This window comes from Nostoc punctiforme PCC 73102 (assembly GCF_000020025.1).
Taxonomy (GTDB): Bacteria; Cyanobacteriota; Cyanobacteriia; order Cyanobacteriales; family Nostocaceae; genus Nostoc; species Nostoc punctiforme.
Genome location: NC_010628.1, coordinates 6277625 through 6298620 on the forward strand (window position 1 = coordinate 6277625; position 20996 = coordinate 6298620).

General features: G+C 40.6%; 21 protein-coding genes and 1 pseudogene. 6 read left to right on the forward strand and 16 right to left on the reverse strand.

All coding sequences use genetic code 11. The features are described 5' to 3' along the window. Positions 1 to 54: 54 nt before the first annotated feature. The 3 genes from NPUN_RS25620 to NPUN_RS25630 all read right to left on the reverse strand — a co-directional run bounded on the left by NPUN_RS25620 (position 55) and on the right by NPUN_RS25630 (position 3498). A complete protein-coding gene (locus NPUN_RS25620) occupies positions 55 to 975 on the reverse strand; it encodes a methylenetetrahydrofolate reductase (protein WP_012411358.1) in 921 nt (306 codons plus the stop codon). Positions 976 to 1033: 58 nt separating this feature from the next. Continuing rightward, positions 1034 to 2044 carry a tryptophan--tRNA ligase gene (gene trpS / locus NPUN_RS25625; RefSeq protein ID WP_012411359.1) on the reverse strand — a complete coding sequence of 337 codons (1011 nt, stop codon included), beginning with the start codon at positions 2042 to 2044 and terminating at the stop codon, positions 1034 to 1036. A 353-nt stretch (positions 2045 to 2397) separates the two neighbouring features. After that, positions 2398 to 3498 carry a fatty acid desaturase family protein gene (locus tag NPUN_RS25630; protein ID WP_012411360.1) on the reverse strand — a complete coding sequence of 367 codons (1101 nt, stop codon included), beginning with the start codon at positions 3496 to 3498 and terminating at the stop codon, positions 2398 to 2400. A 768-nt stretch (positions 3499 to 4266) separates the two neighbouring features. On the opposite strand from NPUN_RS25630, the gene NPUN_RS25635 reads away from it, so the two are divergent. Continuing rightward, positions 4267 to 5733, forward strand: a complete 1467-nt coding sequence (locus tag NPUN_RS25635) for an efflux RND transporter periplasmic adaptor subunit (RefSeq protein WP_012411361.1) — start codon at positions 4267 to 4269, stop codon at positions 5731 to 5733. Between the two features lie 17 nt (positions 5734 to 5750). After that, the gene (locus NPUN_RS25640; RefSeq protein WP_012411362.1) at positions 5751 to 6968 is read left to right on the forward strand and encodes an ABC transporter permease; all 1218 of its coding nucleotides are present in this window, start codon (positions 5751 to 5753) and stop codon (positions 6966 to 6968) included. Positions 6969 to 7031: 63 nt separating this feature from the next. On the opposite strand, the gene NPUN_RS25645 is transcribed toward NPUN_RS25640, so the two are convergent. The 5 genes from NPUN_RS25645 to NPUN_RS25665 all read right to left on the reverse strand — a co-directional run bounded on the left by NPUN_RS25645 (position 7032) and on the right by NPUN_RS25665 (position 11088). Beyond that, positions 7032 to 7634: a hypothetical protein gene (locus tag NPUN_RS25645; protein ID WP_012411363.1), complete on the reverse strand. Its 603-nt coding sequence runs from the start codon at positions 7632 to 7634 to the stop codon at positions 7032 to 7034. A 45-nt stretch (positions 7635 to 7679) separates the two neighbouring features. Beyond that, on the reverse strand, positions 7680 to 8705 hold the full coding sequence (locus NPUN_RS25650) for a glucokinase (protein WP_012411364.1): 1026 nt from the start codon (positions 8703 to 8705) through the stop codon (positions 7680 to 7682). A gap of 84 nt (positions 8706 to 8789) precedes the next feature. Then, positions 8790 to 9437, reverse strand: coding sequence for a histidine phosphatase family protein (locus tag NPUN_RS25655; RefSeq protein ID WP_012411365.1), 648 nt, complete (start codon positions 9435 to 9437; stop codon positions 8790 to 8792). A gap of 292 nt (positions 9438 to 9729) precedes the next feature. Continuing rightward, positions 9730 to 10323 carry a Uma2 family endonuclease gene (locus NPUN_RS25660; RefSeq protein WP_012411366.1) on the reverse strand — a complete coding sequence of 198 codons (594 nt, stop codon included), beginning with the start codon at positions 10321 to 10323 and terminating at the stop codon, positions 9730 to 9732. Positions 10324 to 10356: 33 nt separating this feature from the next. After that, positions 10357 to 11088: an ABC transporter ATP-binding protein gene (locus NPUN_RS25665; RefSeq protein ID WP_012411367.1), complete on the reverse strand. Its 732-nt coding sequence runs from the start codon at positions 11086 to 11088 to the stop codon at positions 10357 to 10359. A gap of 177 nt (positions 11089 to 11265) precedes the next feature. Here NPUN_RS25665 and NPUN_RS25670 point away from each other — a divergent pair, with 177 nt between their 5' ends. The 3 genes and pseudogenes from NPUN_RS25670 to NPUN_RS25680 all read left to right on the forward strand — a co-directional run. Beyond that, complete coding sequence (locus NPUN_RS25670; protein WP_012411368.1) at positions 11266 to 12105, forward strand: DUF4351 domain-containing protein; 840 nt, start codon at positions 11266 to 11268, stop codon at positions 12103 to 12105. A gap of 93 nt (positions 12106 to 12198) precedes the next feature. Then, the gene (locus NPUN_RS41000; RefSeq protein ID WP_041565623.1) at positions 12199 to 12567 is read left to right on the forward strand and encodes a hypothetical protein; all 369 of its coding nucleotides are present in this window, start codon (positions 12199 to 12201) and stop codon (positions 12565 to 12567) included. Then, positions 12473 to 12811 (forward strand): annotated as a pseudogene (locus NPUN_RS25680) (transposase); the annotation flags it as partial. The gene NPUN_RS41000 and the pseudogene NPUN_RS25680, both read left to right, overlap by 95 nt. Positions 12812 to 12826: 15 nt before the next feature. Here the strand turns inward: NPUN_RS25680 and NPUN_RS25685 are convergent. The 8 genes from NPUN_RS25685 to NPUN_RS25720 all read right to left on the reverse strand — a co-directional run bounded on the left by NPUN_RS25685 (position 12827) and on the right by NPUN_RS25720 (position 20243). Next, positions 12827 to 13597, reverse strand: coding sequence for an ABC transporter ATP-binding protein (locus tag NPUN_RS25685; RefSeq protein WP_012411369.1), 771 nt, complete (start codon positions 13595 to 13597; stop codon positions 12827 to 12829). After that, the gene (locus NPUN_RS25690; protein WP_012411370.1) at positions 13597 to 15126 is read right to left on the reverse strand and encodes a GMC family oxidoreductase; all 1530 of its coding nucleotides are present in this window, start codon (positions 15124 to 15126) and stop codon (positions 13597 to 13599) included. Before NPUN_RS25690 ends, NPUN_RS25685 begins: the two co-directional genes overlap by 1 nt. A 44-nt stretch (positions 15127 to 15170) precedes the next feature. Beyond that, complete coding sequence (locus NPUN_RS25695; RefSeq protein ID WP_012411371.1) at positions 15171 to 16124, reverse strand: branched-chain amino acid ABC transporter permease; 954 nt, start codon at positions 16122 to 16124, stop codon at positions 15171 to 15173. Between the two features lie 15 nt (positions 16125 to 16139). Next, on the reverse strand, positions 16140 to 16742 hold the full coding sequence (locus NPUN_RS25700) for a Uma2 family endonuclease (RefSeq protein ID WP_012411372.1): 603 nt from the start codon (positions 16740 to 16742) through the stop codon (positions 16140 to 16142). Between the two features lie 14 nt (positions 16743 to 16756). Continuing rightward, a complete protein-coding gene (locus NPUN_RS25705) occupies positions 16757 to 17707 on the reverse strand; it encodes a branched-chain amino acid ABC transporter permease (protein WP_012411373.1) in 951 nt (316 codons plus the stop codon). Positions 17708 to 17714: 7 nt separating this feature from the next. Then, positions 17715 to 18959 (reverse strand): ABC transporter substrate-binding protein, encoded by a 1245-nt coding sequence (locus NPUN_RS25710; RefSeq protein WP_012411374.1) that lies wholly within the window; start codon positions 18957 to 18959, stop codon positions 17715 to 17717. A gap of 226 nt (positions 18960 to 19185) precedes the next feature. Further along, positions 19186 to 19512 (reverse strand): DUF6464 family protein, encoded by a 327-nt coding sequence (locus tag NPUN_RS25715; protein WP_012411375.1) that lies wholly within the window; start codon positions 19510 to 19512, stop codon positions 19186 to 19188. Positions 19513 to 19736: 224 nt separating this feature from the next. Next, positions 19737 to 20243, reverse strand: coding sequence for a hypothetical protein (locus NPUN_RS25720; RefSeq protein ID WP_012411376.1), 507 nt, complete (start codon positions 20241 to 20243; stop codon positions 19737 to 19739). Positions 20244 to 20524: 281 nt separating this feature from the next. Here NPUN_RS25720 and NPUN_RS25725 point away from each other — a divergent pair, with 281 nt between their 5' ends. Beyond that, positions 20525 to 20986 (forward strand): GNAT family N-acetyltransferase, encoded by a 462-nt coding sequence (locus tag NPUN_RS25725; RefSeq protein WP_012411377.1) that lies wholly within the window; start codon positions 20525 to 20527, stop codon positions 20984 to 20986. Positions 20987 to 20996 lie beyond the last annotated feature (10 nt).

Here is a 20996-nt window from a genome sequence, read left to right on the forward strand (position 1 = left end):
AAAAAAGCAGATAGTAACCATCATCTGCTTGAATTTAAAAAAACATTATTTCATTTACTTAGATACCAACTGATTAACTGGAGCAATCCCAGCCAAATCTAAAATTGGTGCGATCGCATCTTCCCGCTTGACTGCCATCAGATGGACACCTTGACACAATTGCCGTGCTATCTGCACTTGTTCGGCTGCAATTTTTATCCCTTCCTCAAAAGGCTCTTTGGCTTTTGCCAATCTATCAATAATATGTTGGGGAATATTGACACCCGGAACACATCTATTAATAAACTGAGCATTTTTTGCCGATTTCAACAGAAAAATTCCTGCCAAAATTGGTTTTTTATAGCCAGAGGCAATGGTATCCATAAACTTTTCTAGACGTTCAAAATCGGTAATTAACTGACTTTGAAAAAATTGCGCTCCGGCTTCGATTTTGCGTTCAAATCGACTTTGTAAACCCGACCAACTTTTACATTGCGGATCTACTGCTGCACCAACAAATAAATCTAACGCTCCATCAGTCAAGGGTTTTTCGTTGCAATCAACGCCTTGATTCATCTTCCGAATTAGTTGCAGCAGTCGCACCGCTTCTAAGTCAAACACTGCTTTGGCATCTGGATGATCGCCTGCTTTTACTGGGTCTCCAGTCAAAGCTAAAATATTACGAATACCTAAAGCATGAGCGCCCATCAAATCAGCTTGTAAACCAATGCGGTTGCGATCGCGGCAAGCAACTTGACAGATCGGCTCTATACCATTTTGTGACAAAATCACCGACGCGAGTAACGAAGACATCCGTAACACTGCGCGGCTACCATCAGTAACATTGACAGCATGAACCCTTCCCTTAAGAGTCGCCGCCATTTGAATCATGTGCGCTGGATTTCCCCCTTTCGGGGGTGCTACCTCGGCGGTAACTAGAAATTCACCTGCTTGTACAGCTCTACGGAAGGCTGTGGGGCTATGGGTGTGATACATAAAATTAAGAATTTCAATTTCTTAAATGGTATAGCAAATCACACCTAAAAGCGAAAACTTAGAGAGGAAGCGAGTAGCCTAAAGCAGCTTTTACTTGTGATAAAGTTTGATTTGCGATCGCTCTAGCTTTTTCCCCTCCATCGCGCAATACAGACTCCAAATAGCTTTTATCTGCCGTTACCGCTTGATATTTTTCTTGGATTGGTTTCAAGGACTCAATAATTGTGTCTGTCAACAATGGTTTGAATTGTCCCCAGCCCATATCCTGGCACTCAACTGCTACATCTTCCTTTCTCTTCCCGGAAAGCAATGTATACAGCGTTAACAAGTTATTACACTCTGGACGCGCAGGATCGTCGAAAGTCAGCCCACGAATCGGATCGGTTTTACAACGCTTAATTTTGTATTGAATCTGTTCGGGTGAATCTAGCAAGCTGATTCGGCTTAACTCTGAAGGATCGGACTTCGACATTTTGCGTGTACCATCCGCTAAACTCATCACCCTTGCCCCTTCCTTACGAATCAAAGGGTCTGGTAACTTTAGAACTGGTTGGTCTGGTTTACCAAATTGGTGATTTAACCGAGCTGCAATATCCCTTGTCAATTCCAAGTGTTGCTTTTGGTCTTCACCCACTGGTACTTTATCCGCTTGGTAAAGCAAAATATCAGCCGCCATCAAGACTGGGTAATCCAACAAACCTGCACTCACATTTTCTCCCTGTTTAACAGCTTTTTCCTTAAACTGAATCATGTCTTGCAGCCAGTTTAGAGGTGTAATGCAGTTGAGCAACCAGGTGAGTTCACTGTGGGCTGAAACGTGAGATTGTACAAAGATGGTGGAGTGATTTAAATCTAGACCACAAGCTAGATAGAGAGCAGCAAGAGTGTAGGTATCAGCTGCCAACTGTTTCGGGTCGTGTGGCACTGTAATCGCGTGCAAATCAGCCACAAAGAGGTAATTTTCGTATTCACTCTGACCTTCTACCCAGTTGCGAATGGCTCCTAAGTAGTTACCTAGATGGTAATTGCCCGTTGGTTGAACTCCAGAAAGAACACGTTGCTTGCCCATAAATTTCAACTAAGTTATCTCAAATCTGCGCTAATAAAGTGGCGATATCTGGTGAAAAATTGCTTCTCTTCTGTGCGAGAAGCTGTACCAACGCCAATGCGCTTACGCAAAACTCATTTAATTTTGACATTTTCCAGCGCAACTCGCCGTTGAAATATGGCAGTGGGAACAATGCAATTTTGTGAGATCGCCATAAAGACAGCAGGGGAGCAGGCTTGCCGTGAGCGTAGCCGAACGGGAGCAAGGGGAATGGAAAAAGAACCAATTATCGGACAGAATTCATTCTATAGCTTGCTTCCCTGAAAGGATATTCTGATTCCACATTCCTGAATTCTGTTTTGATAAAGTCGAGCTTACTTAATTTTGTAATTCTCGATGATAGCGCAAGGAACAGACTTTTCTCCCGACCAATCGGTAAAAGTATCTTCATTTTTATAATGCCTTGGTGTTTGCATAAGCAAGTTCCAAGCATCTTTGGCATCCAATAAATTTAAACGTTCAGGATAGTGTATCTTTAATAATTTTTGCACTAGGGGATAATAGTCAGAGTTGATTCCTGGAAAAATATGGTGTTCTGTATGATAAGAAAAATTTAAATGCAATTTGTCAACTATTTTAGGAACACGCAGAGAAATACTATTAATCAGTGGATCGTTGACACTTGTCATCTTGCAAAGCATGTGGTTTGTATAGATGTAAAATATTGCTCCAGCATAACCAATACCAATCGGCAAAAAGTAACTCAACGCGATTTTTAGGAAATTAAATTGTAAATACGTCAAGATACTCAAATGAATCATGACAATTACAAAAAGTTCACCTGCAATTAACCAACGTTCTTTAGTTTTAACTGTAAAAGCAGCAGGAACAAAACTCACAGATTCACGATTAAACAATAGCACAGATGTCAGATTCCGAAGATTATGTGTTCCCCATGCGGTTGCCATTCCGACTATTAAACTGATAGGATTAACTTCCGCAGAGGGTACGCATACATCTTGAATCCATTTACCCCAAGTTTTCGGCTGCTGGTATAAGTAATTGCGATCGGGATCTGCCAATGAATTAGTTTTATTATGATGTTTTCGATTATGTACTGCTTTCCACAATGTGGGTGGCATCCACAACATCGCTAGCCCTAGTAAGCTCATAATTTTGGCTATAGGGGAGTTTTTGATGACGCTACCGTGCATCAGATCGTGGGAGCTAAATAGCAAGACGATGACACTATTACCCATTACTATAGCTAAAGGTAAATAAAGCCATAAAAAATATAAATTCCAACGATCTAGATAAGATGCGATCGCCCAGCCTAGAATCAGAATTGCCCAATTAATTGATAGAATGACCAATTTACTAGCATCAGGGATAAATGCTTCGGCAGGAAGTAAGGGACGCAATTTTTTTGCATACTCTGCTTGACGGATTAACTTTTGTGCGTTACTAACTTCCATAAATAATTATTGTTTTTTCTTTCTCTAATTTATTTTACAATTAAAAGTTTCAAAACTTAACATGAGTTATGGTACAAAATTTATTAGACCTCTTGCAATAATTTTGAAGGTATAAATAGAAGGTCTTGGTTTGTGCAAGAGGTCTATTGTAAAAAAGTAATCAACAATTAAAATTTCTAAATCAACACACTTATGAAAGACTCCACAAATCCGGTTTTTAATAAACCAGTTTCTTTAGAAAATACAGCATTTTTCTTTGGTATGAAGTACAAAGCTACGGTTTTTGAGATAAAACGCAGGATATAGAAACTCTTCATATCTGATTTTGCGTCCTACACTTTGTACCTCATTAAAAAGCAAACTGCTGTCAGTCTGCTGGTGAAGTTTTAACTAACAATGTGGCAATACCCTGCGGTTACTCCTTTGAAAACTCGTATAGTAGCCGCTTCTCTACCATAAGCTTTACTTAGCTTGCTTCTACGTAGGAGTATGCGTCTACATGAATGTCTCCACAGTCTTTAACTTTGTATAAGCCTATAAGCGCATCTTCAAACAGAAATGGTATAAAGTCACCCATTCAGGTGAAGGCATACAGAGATGTAACGGCTACCATGAAGTAATATTAAGCAACTATAAAGCTAATTATGCGTCTAGTTGTTAGCTTATTAATAAAGATTTAATCGAAAAATTTTAACAATTCCTCATTCCTGTACTCGCCCTTTAACTACGGGCTACTCCCATAAAGCAAGATTAATTAGGCTTTTAGATATGGCTACGCACATAGAAATTCCTGTTATTGGCAAAGTTAAGTATCCATTTCGCTGGCTGATGGGGCTGATAACAGGAGGTGTCTTGGTTGTTGGTACTATCACAACCTACACCCTGATGAATCAAGGGACAAAAGAAGATATTGCTCAATTAACTGTGCCAGTGGCGGCGAAAAATGTCACATTGAGAATTACAGCTAGCGGTAAAGTCGTACCAGTTCAGAGCGTAAATATTAGTCCGAAGAACCCCGGAGTGCTATCGCAATTATATGTACAACAAGGCGATCGCATTCAACAAGGGCAAATCCTTGCCCGCATGGATAGTGCAAGCATTGAGGCCCAAAGAAGCCAGTACCGTGCTAACTTAGCCCAAAGTCAAGCGCAATTAGCCGAAGCCCTTGCTGGTAGTCGTCCTCAAGAAATTGCTCAAGCTAAGGCGCGGTTAGCACAAGCTCAAGCCCAGCTAGCCCAAGCTAGGGCTGGTAATCGTCCCCAAGAGATTGCTCAATCTCAATCCCAAGTAGATGCGGCTCAAGCAAAGGTGAATTACACCAGCGAACAGGTAAAGCGTTATCAATACTTATATAAAGAGGGAGCAGAGAAAAAACAATTACTCGATCAAGCCATCAGCGAAGACAAGAGTGCTAGAGCCAGTTTAGAAGAAGCTAAAAAACGATTGTCGTTAGTCCAAAGTGGGACTCGGAGTGAGGAAATCGACCAACGTCAAGCAGCTGTTAATGAAGCACGGGCAGCATTGGTACTGTTAGAAGATGGTACTCGTTCTGAGGAAATTGCCCAGCGCCAAGCGGCTGTAGCCAGTGCTGAAGCTCAATTGAAGGGTGTGCAAGTGCAGTTGGAAGATACAATTATTCGCGCTCCACTTTCGGGAATTGTGACGCAAAAATATGCAGAACCGGGTGCTTTTGTGACACCCACCACTTCTGCTTCTACTAGCGCGTCGGCAACTTCTAGTTCAATTGTTGCCGTAGCACGTGGGTTAGAAATATTAGCTCAAGTTCCTGAAGCCGATATTGGCAGAATTAAACCGGGACAGCAGGTGGAAATTGTCGCTGATGCTTATCCCGATCAAGTTTTTAAAGGTCATGTGCGCCTAATTGCTCCAGAAGCAGTGGTGGAACAAGGCGTGACATCCTTCCAGGTGCGGGTTGCTCTTGATACTGGTACAGATAAACTGCGTTCTGGCTTAAATGTGGATCTGACTTTTTTAGGCGATCGCGTCAATAATGCCTTGGTGTTACCAACGGTGTCAATCGTCACCGAAAAGGGTCAAACTGGTGTACTTGTACCTGATGCAAAGAATAAACCCCAGTTCCGCGAAGTTACAATTGGGGCGCAAATCCAAAACCAAACTCAGATTTTAGATGGAGTTAAAGAAGGGGATCGCGTTTTTGTTAATCCACCCAAAGACTACAAAATTGAGAAGGCGAAAGAACAGAATAAATCGTAATTCGTAATTTTTAAGATATGAATTTTTTAGAAAGTATTCAAATGGCGGGGAAAACCCTGCTGTCGAATAAGCTGCGTAGCGCTCTTACGATGCTAGGTATAGTTATTGGTAACGCCTCAGTGATTGCCATGATTGGGATTGGCGAAGGTGGGCAAAAATACGTTAATAAACAACTGGAGTCATTAGGGCCAAATGTGCTTTTTATACTGCCAGGTAATCGAGAAACTCAGCGTATATCCTTTGAAGTACCAAAAAATTTAGTGTTACAAGATGCTGAAGCGATCGCTTCTCAAGTACCAACAGTAGTAGGAGTTGCGCCAGAGTTAAACAGAAGACAGGTAGTTACATATAGCAACCGAAACACTGATGTCAATATCATTGGTACAACTCCCAGCTTCTTATCAGTGCGGGATTTTGAAACTGCTAAAGGCAGATTTTTTAGCGAGGTAGATATCAAGCGAAGTAACCAAGTCGTTGTATTAGGTGGAGACTTGGCAGAAAAACTATTCGGTAATAGTAACGCTATTGGTAAGCAATTGCGAATTGGAAATACCAGCTTTCAAGTGATAGGCACATTAACAGCCAAAGGTTCTAGCGTCGGAGCAGATTATGATGATGCTGCGCTCATACCAATCACAACCTCAGCAAACCGACTTGTGGGAAAGAATTCTCCTTATGGTATTGCTTTAGATTATCTTGTTGCTGCCGCTCGTGATTCAGAGAGTGTGGATGCAGCAGAATTTCAAATTGCTAATTTGCTGCGTCTACGGCACAAAATTAATGGTGAAGATGACTTTACTATCCGCTCTCAAAAGGATGCTTTGCAGACTGTTGGTCAAATCACAGGTGCATTGACAATTATGCTAGCAGCGATCGCTGGCATATCTTTGTTTGTCGGCGGCATTGGCATTATGAATATTATGCTTGTCTCCGTCACCGAACGCACTCAAGAGATCGGATTGAGGAAAGCGATCGGGGCAACTGAGCAAGATATTTTGCTACAGTTCATCATTGAGGCAGTAATAGTTTCCGCAGCTGGTGGTTTAGTTGGGACTGCGGTTGGCATCAGTGGCATTCTATTAGTGGGAGCCTTAACTCCCTTAGAAGCGGCACTTTCTCCTGTAGCAATTACTATGGCAGTTGGTGTCTCTGGTGGTATTGGTTTGTTCTTTGGTGTTGTTCCTGCACGCCGTGCTGCTAAACTCGACCCAATTGTGGCTTTGAGAAGTGCTTAATAGAAACCATATTATTAGCCTTGTAATTGATTACAAGGCTAATATATAGAAGTTTTAGTTATTTCACTTTTTCAAAACTATATGGAAGGAATTTAAATACCCAGTAATAGTTTTAGCTAATGTCTTCTGCTGTTTTTTTGTAGTTATTGCCATTACTTGATATAACCTTCCTTCGGCAACATACATTCTACTTTTAGTGATTTTTCCTCCAGAATTGATGTACTCAATTTCTTTGCCAGGATGATTATTGGAACTACGAATACTTCGTTGACTGATTAAATTACTTTTCGTAGTCTTTAAAGCCATATCCCGTGCATTATTAAGTACAGCTTGAGGGTCAGTTATTTTACCATAACTATAAGGAAAATCATTGTAAGCAACTACATAAGCTACTTGCTGTTTTGGTGGTTGAGCGACAAATATTTCTAAAGAAATTTCCCCCATATAAGTTTTTTGTAATTCGGTATTTCTGTTGGGTCTTCCCGGCATCAAAATAGTAAAGCGACCATCTGGAGCGGTGTATACCTTCCATTGTGGCTGCACAATTTTAGAGACGGTTGGTTTGACAACAACCGCCGGAGGTTTAGGTTGACGCGCTTCCACGAGAATAGAACCACCACAGATAAAGGTGGCGGCGATTAATGGCAACAGACTTTTAACTGTCATAAGTTTTACCTTTTGAGATGCCGATCTCACTGATGATGCTAGCTGTTATAACCTAGCAGCACATAAAGCAGCACCTATTAGCCCCACTTGTGGGTTGAGGATAATATACACAGGTATCTCTTCCAGGAGGGGGCGCATCCTGCCTTTTTGGGTGAAGTTTAATAAGAAACCGCTATTTTGGATTAAGGGGAGAATTTTAGGCGCAATTCCACCAGCAATGTATAAGCCACCATAAGGTAGGAGTTTAAGGGCGAGATTGCCGGCTTCTGCACCATAAGCTTCTATAAATAATTGCAAGGTTTGTTCGGAAAGGCGATCGCGTTTTTCTAGTGCAGCTGTACCAATAGCAGCACCGGGATCGACACTTTTCTCTTCCTGTCCGGCTTCTTGTTCCCAAGTTCTGACGATTTGGGCGATATCTGGTGATTCGGCGGCAAATTTGCGATCGCGCAAAAATTGGTAAATCGCCACAATTCCCATTCCAGAAACTACCCGTTCTACAGAAATGCGCTGGATATCATGTTTATCCAGCAGGTATTTCAACAATTGAAACTCTATCTCGTTCCGAGGCGCGAAGTCAGCGTGTCCACCTTCTGAAGGAAAAACTTGATAGTTGTTTCCCTGCTTAATTAAAAATCCTTGCCCTAAGCCAGTACCAGCACCAATAATTCCAATCGGGGTTTCGGGTTGAGGTTTCCCAACTTGCAACGGGTGCAAGTCTTGTTTTTGTAAACCTGAAATGCCATAGCCAACGGCGGCGAAGTCGTTAATCAAATAAATATGTGGGATACCCAATTCTTGTTGTAGACGTTCGGTATCTAGGAACCAGGCTAAATTGGTCAGTTTGGCAGTATTTTTGACAATGGGCCCTGCGATCGCAAAACAAGCCTTTTCTGGTATTGGTGTATTAGCTTTGATTAAAAACTGCTGCACTATAGGTACTAAATCGGGAAAATCAGCACTGTGGTAACTTTCCTGATAAATAGTATGTAAACCTTGTGAATCTGATGTTTCAACCAATTGCAAAATAGTTTTCGTACCGCCGATGTCTCCTGCTAGTAATAAAGTCATAGAACTTATTCGCGAATTAATTACTTTTTTTGTAGGATATACCCAACCTAGCAGAAGTCATGAACACAAATAACTATCAGAGGTTTAAGCAAATCGAATAACTTCTTCTATGTGGGTTAAATGGGAAGTATCTCCCGTTAGTTCTAAGAACCATTCTGGATCTTCGCGTACCACTTTTACCAACGAACATAAAGAAGCCTTGACTTCTGTTTTGGCAATTTCCCCCACTAGCCCCATTGCTCCCCCCAACACAGATGCCCCATGTGCTACTAGCAGGATATCCTCTGGGAAGAACTCAGTAGCTAAACATCTCGCAGTTTGCCCAGAACGTTCTCGCACTTTTTCGTGAGTTTCAGGATATTTAGCGGCGATGCGCGAAGTATAGCTGGTGTCAATTCTGGGGAATAATTTTGCTAATGCTGGAGTTGAGAGTCTTTCAGGTTCTTCTGTCATCCAAGCTGGATTTAGCCATTCACTCAAACCTGTTTCCAATTTAATTGGCAAGTTGAGCAATTCTGCAACTGCGTTTGCCGTTTGTACGGTTCGCAGGAAAGGGGAAGCAAAAATATGACCAATGTTTTCTTTTTTCAATCGTCTAGCTAACTGTTGTGCCTGCACCATACCATCATCAGACAAAGGTGGATCGTAGCGCCGTTCGGCGGTAAGAAACCAATCGGGGTTTACGAAATCGAGGCGGTTAGCGTGTCTTGCTATCCAGACTATTTGACTCATGGGTTTAATGATTCCGATGAATAGAATTCGCCGCTAAACAAATATAGATATCTGCAAGGAGGGCTGCAAATATTAATATAAGACAAAAATCGTAATAATTATTAATAATATAAATTATTTGGAAAAGTTATAAGTGGCGTTAGTGTAGTTTTATTCATCACAATTGGTATAGCAATCCTGAATCAAACGCGCAGAAACAAAATCCCCGACTTCTTTAAGAAGTTGGGGATCTCTGGGTTGCAATTCTCACAAATCCAATAAGATTAAGATAAATATGAATTTCTACAATTGCTTATAACTTTAACCATCCAAATAATTGCCCTACAGTTAATTGAAAGCCGTTAACTAAATCTGGAACTGGTAATATTTCTTGTTCTTCTTGTAAAAGTTCTGGTTGCTGCTTTGGTGGATAAACTAAAACAGAATGCTCATCTGGATCAATTAGCCAACCGAAGCGACTACCATGTTTTAAACAATGTAGAATATTTCCAGTTACTTTAGTCTGGCTTTGATCGGGTGAAAGAATCTCAATCGTCCAGTCTGGAGATGTCTTAAAGACATTTGCCACTTCTCCACGCTCGTCTAATAAAATCCGTTCCCAAGCAAACACAGCTATATCAGGGACAATTGAACGTCCGCCATAGACGCTCGAAGAGCGGCTTCCCGCAGGGTAAGTACATCGCAATTCTGGAAATGCAAGGGCAATTTTTTGAGGTTTGGTTACAGAATTGATATTACTGACTAGTTCACCCTGGAGAATACTATGTTTCCCCTGTGGCATTGGCTTTTGAATAATTTGACCGTTGATGTATTCTGAGCTAGGCTTTGTTTCTGGAAGCTTTAAAAATTCTTCTAAAATAAAGCTTTTAGTTAGTGATTTTATCATCTTTTTATATCTCCAAAAGTTTCATTTAATTAATTACCCTAAATAAGCTTTTTTAACTCGCTCATCACTAATTAATTCTGATGCTACGCCTGTTAATGTGATAGAACCCGCTTCCAAAACATAACCGCGATCGGCAATTTGTAATGCCAAATTCGCGTTTTGTTCAACTAACAAAATAGTCACGCCTGTAGCACGGAGATTTTCAATAATCGAGAAGATTTCCCGGACGATCGCAGGTGCTAAACCTAAGCTAGGCTCGTCTAAAAGTAAGAGTTGTGGTTTACTCATGACAGCGCGAGCGATCGCTAACATTTGTTGTTCGCCACCACTGAGAGTTCCTGCTAGTTGATTGCGTCTTTGTGACAAACGTGGAAATAGCTCAAACTGACGCTGAATATCTGCTTTTATCTCTGCTTGATTGGAGCGAATATAAGCACCTAAAAGTAAATTGTCAAATACTGTTTGCCGCGCTAATACTCTACGTCCTTCAGGACAATGGGCAATACCAAGTTGTACAACTTCGTGAGTTTGGCGGCGAGTAATATTATGTCCATTATATAAAATTACGCCACTCTTAGAATTAACTACTTTAGATATGGCACGGAGTGTAGTAGTTTTACCAGCACCATTAGCACCAATTAGAGTAACTACCTCGCCTTTTTGAATAATTAAATTAATCTTTTTCAGAGCTTGAATACCGCCATAATTAACATCAAGTTCTTGAACTTCTAAAATTGTGTAGTTTGGTCTACTATCGGCTTTCATCGGCGGTTTACATCCAGAAATGTTGATTCAAAACCTAACATACATCAATCATACATTTCTTAAAAGAGTGCATCAATGTACCCTATCGTAGACATTGCTTCAACTTAAAAACCAACGCCAGAATACTGCAATCTTTATAATGTACGATTAATTACTGATAAATATATTAAGCGTCCTGTGGCAAAAGCAGCAGATATTGGTAGCAAGCGACTAATTAATTTAGCTCCCGATGCATGGGTACAGTGGGTGACACAGCGTCCTGAAGTTGTGGCGAAAGAAATTCTCGGTTCTGAATTTCACTGGATTAGCCGAGAGACAGATGTTTTAGTGAAGGCATATAGTGCCACTCACGGGGATTTTCTGGTATTAAATGAACTACAACTGCGTTATACAGCACAGATGCCTCTACGCATGAGAGCCTATGCTGCCCTAGCACAAGAACGCTACCGATTGCCAACTTACCCAGTACTGATCAATATTTTACCGCCTCCATCTACTTTAACTATTGTCAATAGTTACGAACAGGAATTTTTGGGATTACGTGCCATCCAAGATTATCGCGTGATTAATTTGTGGGAAATCGATGCTGAAATAGTGTTTGAGCAACCACTACCATCGTTACTACCCTTTGTGCCAATCCTGCGAGGAGGAGGAGAGGTATCAGTTGTGCAACGCGCATTACAGGCGCTACGAGCAGATGCACAGTTGAACGAATTAGAATCATTGTTGGCATTTTTTGCTAGCTTTGTTTTGGAAATGCCTTTAGTGCAACAAATGATGAGGTGGGATATGGCAATATTGCGAGAATCGCCTTGGTATCACGAGATTGAGCAAAGAGGTATTCAAGAGGGTGCGCGACGGCAGTTAATCCGAGTATTGGAACAACGCTTTGGCGAAATTCCCCATGAGGTAGAAGTAAGGCTTGAGGGCAAAAATGTAGAACAATTAGAAATTTTAATGGATAGTGCGATCGCAGTGAATTCTTTAGACGAATTTCTCACAATTATATCTGCGTGACACACTCTACACACTCCTATCGACGGTGAGTGTGGGCTTCTGTGCGACTCCTCTACGAGGAAAATACAGTAGCGCTGAAAACCACGTTTAAGAGTGCGTAAGCCCTTTGCGGCTACCCGAATTCAATCAACGACTGCCCGAATTCAATCAACGACTGCCCGAATTCAATCAACGGCTGCCCGAATTCAATCAACGGCTGCCCAAATTAAATCAACGACTGCCCAACTTCAATCAACGATTGCCCGAATTCAATCAACAACTGCCCGAATTCAATCAACGACTGCCCAACTTCAATATAAAAACTTAGCAAATTTGCTTTTATTAAACACGAAAGCGATGGCTTTGCTAACGCCAAGGGCGAACGCAACAACTGGAAACAGTTCTAGCTTTTTTTGCTACGTTTGTTTTAGAGAATACGCTCGTTCAAGAAATCATGAGGTGGGATATGTCTGTATTACGTGAGCCACCTTGGTATCAGGAAATTTTGCGCGAAGGGGAAGTACGTGGAGAAGAACGCGGGAAAGCAAGCGGAGAACTACGAGGAATACTTTCTGCGATTGAAATTAATTTAGAGTTGAAATTTAGCGATCGCGGCTTACAATTAATGCCACAGATTAATCAGATTCAGGATTTGGAGCGTTTGAAGACAATTTTACGAAATGTTGTTACTGCAAATACTGTTGAGGAATTGCAACAGATTTTGTAATTCTCAAGTTAGCGATCATTCATTACCCAAATAAGCTTCAATTACAGCTGGGTCGTTTCTAACGATAGATGGTTCACCCAAAGCAATCAACTGTCCAAAATCTAACACGGCAATGCGATCGCACAAACCCATAACCAAGGGTACATGGTGTTCAATCAGGACAATTGTCAAATTAAACTGTTCTCGCAGACTGCGGATAAATTCACTCAGTTGCTGCTTTTCGTTGGGGTTCATCCCCGCCGCAGGTTCGTCGAGGAGTAAGATTTGCGGTTCTAAGGCTAAAGCGCGGGCAATTTCCAGGCGACGCTGATCGCCGTAGGCGAAGTTTTTGGCTTTTTCGTCAGCGCGATCGCTCAATCCCACCATCTCTAATAATTGTAAAGCTTTTCGCCTGCTTTTTTTCTCTTCCCGACGGGCTGGTGGTAATCCCAAAACTCCTGTTAATAGATTACTTTTATTATCTAAATGTCGAGCAATTATTACATTTTCTAGCGCTGACAATTCACCAAATAAACGAATATTTTGAAAAGTTCTAGCAATACCTAAACCTGCAATTTGATGGGGGCGTAGTTGGGAAATATTAGTACCTTGATAGCGCAACTCTCCACTAGAAAGGGGAATAAAAGCTGTAATCAAATTAAACAGTGTTGTTTTCCCAGCGCCGTTAGGGCCAATTAATCCAAAAATCTCATGTTGATTGACTGTAAAAGATACATTATTCACCGCCACTAAACCCCCAAAACGGCGAGTTAGTGATTTGGCTTCTAAAACAATGTTATTTGTCATTATGCTGCGGCTTTAATCAAATCGGCTGCTTTTTCACCAATCATAATTGTGGGTGCATTTGTGTTTCCCGTGGTAATAGTTGGCATAATTGATGCATCAACTACACGTAATCCAGCAACACCATGAACTCGTAGTTCGGGGTTTACTACTGAATCAGCGTCAGTTCCCATTTTACAAGTGCCGACTGGGTGGTATACACTGTCGCAGGTTTCCCGGATGTAAGCTAGGAGTGTTTCATCACTCTTATTATCAGCACCGGGGGCTGCTTCCTCTCCTCGCAACTCATCAAATACACTTGAGTGGAATATCTGCCGAATAATTTTGACCCCTGCCAGCAGCTTTTGCAAATCAGATTCACTTTGGAGATAATTCATCCGAATTATAGCTGGGTCTTTGGAAAAAGCAGAACTCAGACTGACACTACCACGACTTTCGGGATTAGTCACACAAACTGTAGCCGTGAATCCTGGCGCAGAACGTGCATAAGCAGGATGTGTCCACAAAACAGGGCCAGAGAAAAACTGTAAATCGGGCACAGCATCTAAACGACCTTCAGTATGTAGGAACAATCCAACTTCTGCAATATTGCTGGTTAAATCGGGTTGCAAATCCTGGGTTGCTTCGTGTGCTACGCCGACTAAAATATGATCTTGGAGGTTCTGACCGACACCAGGTAAATCAACGACTACAGGAATGTCGAAATTCTGTAGATGTTCTGCATTGCCAATCCCAGAGAGCATCAACAGCTTGGGCGAATCGATCGCACCAGCACTTAGAATCACTTCCTGTTCTACCCGAACTTGGTGTATCGTTCCTTGATGGATATATTCTACGCCTACAGTTTGCGTTCCCTCAAACAATAATCTAGTAACTAACGCGCCAGTGGTGACGGTTAAGTTGGGACGCTCCAAAATCGGTAGTAGAAACGCAGTCGCCGTACTATGGCGCTTACCATCTTTAATTGTCAACTGATAAAATCCGGCTCCGTGCTGTTGTGTGCCATTAAAATCAGGATTGCGCTCATAGCCAAGTCCAATAGCGGCTTCCAGAAATTTTTGTGAGATGACGCTGGGAGCTAAGGGATCTGTCACACTCAACAATCCATCAACTCCATGAAATTCAGATGCTCCTCGTTGCTGATTTTCAGATTTCTGGAAATAGGGCAACACATCTTCATAACTCCAACCAACATTGCCTAATTTCTCCCAATGGTCATAATCAAGCCGACTGCCTCGAATATAGATCATGGCATTGATCGCACTAGTGCCACCTAAGACTTTCCCGCGCGGACAATAAATTTTCCGGTTATTGATATATGGTTCTTCTTCTGTAAAATATGCCCAGTCCGCCTCTGTACCCCAAAGTTTTGTCCAGGCTAAAGGAATTTCGTGTTCTGGTAAGTTAGGCGGATTGCCTGCCTCTAGCAACAATACAGTCGTTTCGGCATCTTCTGTCAACCGATTTGCGACGACACAACCAGCCGAACCTGCACCAATTACAATATAATCATATTTATCCTTCATAATCATATTTATCCTTCATAATATTATCTATCTTCTATTTATTAAATTGTCTATTTTGATGTTTTGAAAATTAGCTTTATCAACTGCTTTTTACACTTTTTCAAAATATCTGGAGTTACAAATCCTTGGGGAAAAAATATAGTTCCTAAGACTATTAATATACCATAAATAATTAATCTACCATCTCGCAAAAATTGGGCTAACCAATTGGGTAATCCTGCTATATCGGCGATTCTTCGTAAAATAATTTCTAGTAAAACTTTTAATACAATCGCACCGACCACCGAACCTAAAAAAGTTCTAGAACCACCAATTAACACAATCGTCAAATAAGTGATGCCAGCATCAAAAGTACCTTGTCGAGCATTCCAGGTATTGAGAAAATGAGCGCTGATGACACCTACAATTGCGGCAAGCACTGCTCCGAGAGTAAAGGCTAAAACTTTGTAGTAGGTGGGGTTTATTCCCATTGCACTGGCAGCTAATTCATCTTCACGGATAGCAATGAAGGCCCTACCTGTGCGAATGCGTTCTAAACGGTAAAATAATACCATACTAACTAACAGTAATGGTACAGCAATCCACAAATATTCGATTTGGCTTTGGAAAGGTTGAGGAATACCAAAAATTCCTACAGCACCGCCTGTAATATCTAAATTTAAGGATACAACTCGCAATACTTCTACAAAAGCAATAGTTGCGATCGCTAAATAAATTCCCCGTAACCTTAATGCCGGAATTCCTACTATTACAGCTAATATACCGGAGATTAAACCAGCAATCAACATTTCTAATAAAAGTAATGGAATGGGAAATAAATTATTACTAGATGGAAAAAGTTTTGTAGATAAAATCGCTGCAATATATCCACCTAAAGCATAAAATCCAGGACTAGCCAAAGATAATTGTCCAGCCATTAGGGGTAAATAAAGCGATAATCCTAATAAAGCCTCCAATACCATGTAGACTATTGGTGATTCATAAGTAGAGAAAAATTCAGCCATTGTAAAATATTTTGATTAAGCTGTTAATATTTGCTCTGCTGTTAACGCCAGTTCAGGAAAGGTTCGTGACACAATTCGTTCGGAACCTTTAAAATATGTGCGTTGATATTTACCCTCGGCATCTAATAGAAAAACAAACACAGTCGGAACTTTGGGATTTCCCAAATACTCTCTAGAACCAATTGCTAAATAATCTACAATCCAATATTCTGTAATACCTAACCGTTGATATTCATCCAATTTATCAATGTAGTCATCTTCCCAATTAGCTGATGTTACCTCGACAGCTAGCTGGATGGGTTCTTCAAGTGCAGAATAAGCAGAACGATTTGAGCGCCAGACATCTTTATCTATGACACTTACATCAGGCTTACGTCCTTGTTCGATTCCATTGGCAGTTATGGTTTTTAAAACTGCTGTGTTTTTTACTACGTAATTCAGATTTAGACGTTTAATTTCATCATTGAAACTCAACAATATAAAATCAGCGACATCATCATGATTTCTCGTTGCACGCACTTCTACAATTTCTCCATCCACAAGTTCATATAAACCTTCTTCTGGACACTCTTCCAAAAAATCATCAAAAGTTAATTTTTGTTTGGTGTATGTTTTCATTGTGCTGCGTCTCTTTAAACTTTTTGAATAAACCGACGACCTAGCAAGCCTTGGGGTCTAACTAACAACATGATAAATAATATTCCGTAGGCTACAGCTTCTTTGTAACCGGAATATTCTGTCGGTACAAAAGCTTCAACTAATCCAATAAGTAACCCTCCTAAAACTGCGCCGGGAATACTACCTAAACCGCCTAAGACAATTACCGCTAAACCCCGCAACCCAAAAGCGATGCCAAAATATGGACCAGCAATACTAACACTAGAGGCGACTAAGGTTCCTGCTAATCCTGCTAAGAAGCTGCTGATGAAGAATGTGAGAATGATAAAGCGATCGCTATTAATGCCTAACAAACTAGCTGTAGTCGGATCTTCTGCGATCGCCTGCATTGCTTTACCATACTTAGTCCGATTGATAAAATAGGTAATAATTGCCACAATCGCAACTGATACAGCAAAAATTATGATCTGAACGGTGCGAATAGGAATTTCCTTTTCTGGAGTACCAAAATTAATCGAAGGTGGTAAATTCCCATAAGTATCAGCGGGGTATGTGTAACTTTCTGCGCCTACCAAATACTGGATTAAGTTCACAATTACTACTGCTACCCCCAAGCTGGAAACAACAGTTAGTAAGGGATCAGATCCTTGACGGCGCAAAGGTTGAAAAGCAACCCGTTCCATTACTACCCCAATCAATCCCGCCAAGGTACTTCCTAAAATTAAGGCTATAGCAAATGGCAATTTTATTGGCAAGGCTGCATTCGCTAGCAAGCCGTTAAATCCAAAGTTACCACCCATAAGGGCATAAGTGAAATATGCACCCAAGGTAAAAATCGCGCCATGAGCTAAATTAATGATGCCCAAAATTGAATAAACTAAGGTATATCCCAATGCAAAAATTGCATAGATACTACCAATAGATAATCCGTTCAAAAATTGTTGCAGAAATAGAGTTATATCCATGTTGCAACTATTTTATAAATACAAATTTTCCAGTATTCCCATCTTTATCCATCTTGATTTGGGCGACATAAAATTCTTTCTGGATCACATCGCCTACTGGTGTAAAAGCAATCTCACCTAAAGGAGTATTATACTTTCCAGCTAGTATTTGCTTGTTCAATTCTGTCCGCAGTTTATCAAGAGGTAATGTGCTGATTTTGGTTTTTTTATCCAACTCTTTCAGCGCTTCAACATACACCTGCACCGCCGCAAAAGATTGACCGGTAAATTGGGCTGGTTCTTTCTTATATTGATCAATATAGGTTTGGCGAAATACCTTATTAATCTCACCAGGATATTCAGGACTGTAAGCTTGAGCAATCAGCACACCATCGCAAAGGGCTTTACATACTGATAAAACATTGGGTGTATTCAGACCATTACCACCAATAATTATGCCTTTATAACCCAGTTCTCGCAGTTGCCGAACTAAGTTACCACCATCAGCAGCTAGTCCCGAAATAATTACTAAATCTGGTTTTAAGTTAATTGCATTGGTAGCTTGGGCTTGAAAGTCTGTATCAGTAGTTTGGAACTTTTGAACTGTTACTAATTCTAGCCCTTGTTCTTTGACTGCTTTTTGAAAAATCTCTGTTTCTGATTTGTTAAATGCGTCATTTTGGGCGTAAAAAACTGCAACTTTTTTAATTTGAGGATTCTGTTTTAGTGCAGCTTTCACTGAATTAGGGGCAACTATAGAGACGGGAGAAGATACACGAGCTACATAATCACCGATTTCGGGAATTCCGTTTGCGGTATTTGATGCTCCAATAACTGGAACTTTTGCACGTTCGGCAATGGGGTCAGCACTAAACGCTTGTTGTGACAAAGTAGGGCCAACAATACCGACAACTTTATCCTTGTTAATTAAAGTTTGAAAAGCGTTAATTGCTCCAGCTTCATCACCGCTAGTATCTTGGGGTACCAATTTAATCGGAGTGCCATTAATACCACCTTTACTATTGAAATACTTCTCAGCAATTCTGGCTCCCACAAATCCCTCTTGACCGAGTAATGCTACATTACTAGTTTGTGCTAAGGCAATACCGATGGGAATCGCACCCGATGTAGTCGTTGTCTGGGCGGTGTTAGTTGTAGTGTTATTTGGAGTACTATTTGGAGGATTTGTCACAGAGCCACCGCCACCACAGCCTGTTAGTAGCAAAGCGCAAGTTGATAATAATGCTGTTGTCTGAGCGATCGCGTTGTTCATCGTTAAATAATCATGTAGTTATTAGATATTCGGCAAAAGCTCATAGTAATCTTTATAATCTGCAAACCAAATGACGCAGATTTATACTTTTGCACGAATTCTATTAAATCATTCTTATTTCACCATGCAAAGACAAATATTCAAAGTGCTTCTAAATACAAATTATTATAATTTGTAATGATTTTATCATTCCGCATCAGTTTATTTGAATCCTAAGTAAGTACTTTTAAACCCCTTTTTCGCTACCAGGTAATCCTTTGGGTTCGTAGTGACGGCAACCGTTACAGGGGCCATCGGGATTGACAGCACAACGCATATAGCCAGATCGGGCATTAAATTTGCAGCTGATATCGCCAATTAAATAACCTACCCCTTCTAAATAATAGCGATCGCTTTCAATCGGTCTAAGGTTTTGCCGTCCCTGCACTACTGAAAAATTCATGGCTGCTTGCCTCATCCGTAGGCGCGATCGCGCATGGGTTTTGCGGATCGCCCACAGAGAAATCAGGGACGGTAAAAAACCAACGGCAATTACTAAAAGTGTCTTTAACACCTTTTTTTACCTCTTCTGTGCGCTGATTGATTGTCCCTGATGTTGCACTCTGGTTTACGGAAGTGCAAATATTAGGGCAGTTTTGCCTAATTGCAACCATAGTTGGTGGCAATTAGCAATGGCAGTGTAGTATTTAGCAATTTTAACGAAGAAGTTCCTTCTGCCACTTCAATCAGCATAACTTTTACAACCCAGGCGTGAACTGCCGTTGAATGTTGATAATTTTAAGATTTGTTGACTAATGCCTTTTTGCAAAAGTGTCTTGTGTCAGTCTCCGCCCCATTCTTGTTTTTTCTGTGTCGCTGCGATGCTAATCTTTTTTTGGTTTGCTGACGAAGTTGCTGTGCTAGCAGTGCGGCTTCCCTTTCGGCTCGGAATAAATCAACTTTTCGCGTTGTCAAAATAAATGATTCGTCGGGTTTTCGTTTCACCCAAGGGACACTAATTGCGAAATACTGACAAATCTGTTTACCTAGTTCCTTCTTCAAAAGTGGGTAACGTTTTTGACTATTCAGTGTGTTAGCGATCGCTTTCAACTCCAATATCGCGGCTTCCAACTCTCCTGCCATCTGATTGATGCGCTCGACTTGTGTTATCAAACGCTCCCGTTCACTGATGATTTTTTCTTGTTGGGGTTGTAGTGGCACTATTGCAGTAGTTACAGGTGTAGGCTGTAACAGCGAGACTTTCAGCAAAATGGGCTTTTTGTCCGTGTCTAAGATTTTTTTCATACTACCTCAAGTAAGGCTAGCTGACTTTTAAGGCATTTTAGCAGTAAATTAGTATATTTGTACTATAAGTTTTTTATACGAGATTTAATCTGAGGAATTTTTGCTATTTTGTGGGATGGGCAACATGAGCATCCCTTGTATTTCCGGGCGGGCAGGATGCCCACCCCACAAGAATCATCTTTTAATTCAGCAACGCTCAACTTTCCAAACATTCTCTAAAGGCAAAATATTTGCCAGCGCTGATAATATTTCTATAGAATTCATATTTGATTTTTGGAAAAATGAGATTAAGAATATATCAAATATCTGATACCGAAGAAATTATGAAGTTGTTCTACGACACTATCCATGAAGTGAACATTCATAATTACACACAAGAACAAGTAGATGCTTGGGCACCAGCAAATATGGATATTGACCTTTGGATTAAAGGTTTAGCAAGTAAGTTTACTTATGTAGCAGAGGAGAATGGTAAAATTATCGGTTTTGGGGAATTAGAGGCTAATGGGCATATTGACCGTTTTTACTGTCATAAAGACTTTCAAAGAAAAGGGATTGGGAAAAAAATCTTAGAACAGCTTGAATTCAAAGCAAAAACTTTAGGGATTCAAAGGTTATTTACAGAAGCTAGTATTACAGCTAAACCGTTTTTTGAAAGCCAGAATTTTATTGTTGTGAAACAGCAAGAAGTAGAACGTAGAGGGCAAAAGCTGATAAATTTTATTATGGAAAAATCAATTTAATAATTAAATA

Coding starts and splice junctions, on each gene's coding strand:
- NPUN_RS25620 (WP_012411358.1), bottom strand. CDS start 975: ATGTATCACACCCATAGCCCCACAGCCTTCCGTAGAGCTGTACAAGCA.
- trpS (WP_012411359.1), bottom strand. CDS start 2,044: ATGGGCAAGCAACGTGTTCTTTCTGGAGTTCAACCAACGGGCAATTAC.
- NPUN_RS25630 (WP_012411360.1), bottom strand. CDS start 3,498: ATGGAAGTTAGTAACGCACAAAAGTTAATCCGTCAAGCAGAGTATGCA.
- NPUN_RS25635 (WP_012411361.1), top strand. CDS start 4,267: ATGGCTACGCACATAGAAATTCCTGTTATTGGCAAAGTTAAGTATCCA.
- NPUN_RS25640 (WP_012411362.1), top strand. CDS start 5,751: ATGAATTTTTTAGAAAGTATTCAAATGGCGGGGAAAACCCTGCTGTCG.
- NPUN_RS25645 (WP_012411363.1), bottom strand. CDS start 7,634: ATGACAGTTAAAAGTCTGTTGCCATTAATCGCCGCCACCTTTATCTGT.
- NPUN_RS25650 (WP_012411364.1), bottom strand. CDS start 8,705: ATGACTTTATTACTAGCAGGAGACATCGGCGGTACGAAAACTATTTTG.
- NPUN_RS25655 (WP_012411365.1), bottom strand. CDS start 9,437: ATGAGTCAAATAGTCTGGATAGCAAGACACGCTAACCGCCTCGATTTC.
- NPUN_RS25660 (WP_012411366.1), bottom strand. CDS start 10,323: ATGATAAAATCACTAACTAAAAGCTTTATTTTAGAAGAATTTTTAAAG.
- NPUN_RS25665 (WP_012411367.1), bottom strand. CDS start 11,088: ATGAAAGCCGATAGTAGACCAAACTACACAATTTTAGAAGTTCAAGAA.
- NPUN_RS25685 (WP_012411369.1), bottom strand. CDS start 13,597: ATGACAAATAACATTGTTTTAGAAGCCAAATCACTAACTCGCCGTTTT.
- NPUN_RS25690 (WP_012411370.1), bottom strand. CDS start 15,126: ATGATTATGAAGGATAAATATGATTATATTGTAATTGGTGCAGGTTCG.
- NPUN_RS25695 (WP_012411371.1), bottom strand. CDS start 16,124: ATGGCTGAATTTTTCTCTACTTATGAATCACCAATAGTCTACATGGTA.
- NPUN_RS25700 (WP_012411372.1), bottom strand. CDS start 16,742: ATGAAAACATACACCAAACAAAAATTAACTTTTGATGATTTTTTGGAA.
- NPUN_RS25705 (WP_012411373.1), bottom strand. CDS start 17,707: ATGGATATAACTCTATTTCTGCAACAATTTTTGAACGGATTATCTATT.
- NPUN_RS25710 (WP_012411374.1), bottom strand. CDS start 18,959: ATGAACAACGCGATCGCTCAGACAACAGCATTATTATCAACTTGCGCT.
- NPUN_RS25720 (WP_012411376.1), bottom strand. CDS start 20,243: ATGAAAAAAATCTTAGACACGGACAAAAAGCCCATTTTGCTGAAAGTC.
- NPUN_RS25725 (WP_012411377.1), top strand. CDS start 20,525: ATGAGATTAAGAATATATCAAATATCTGATACCGAAGAAATTATGAAG.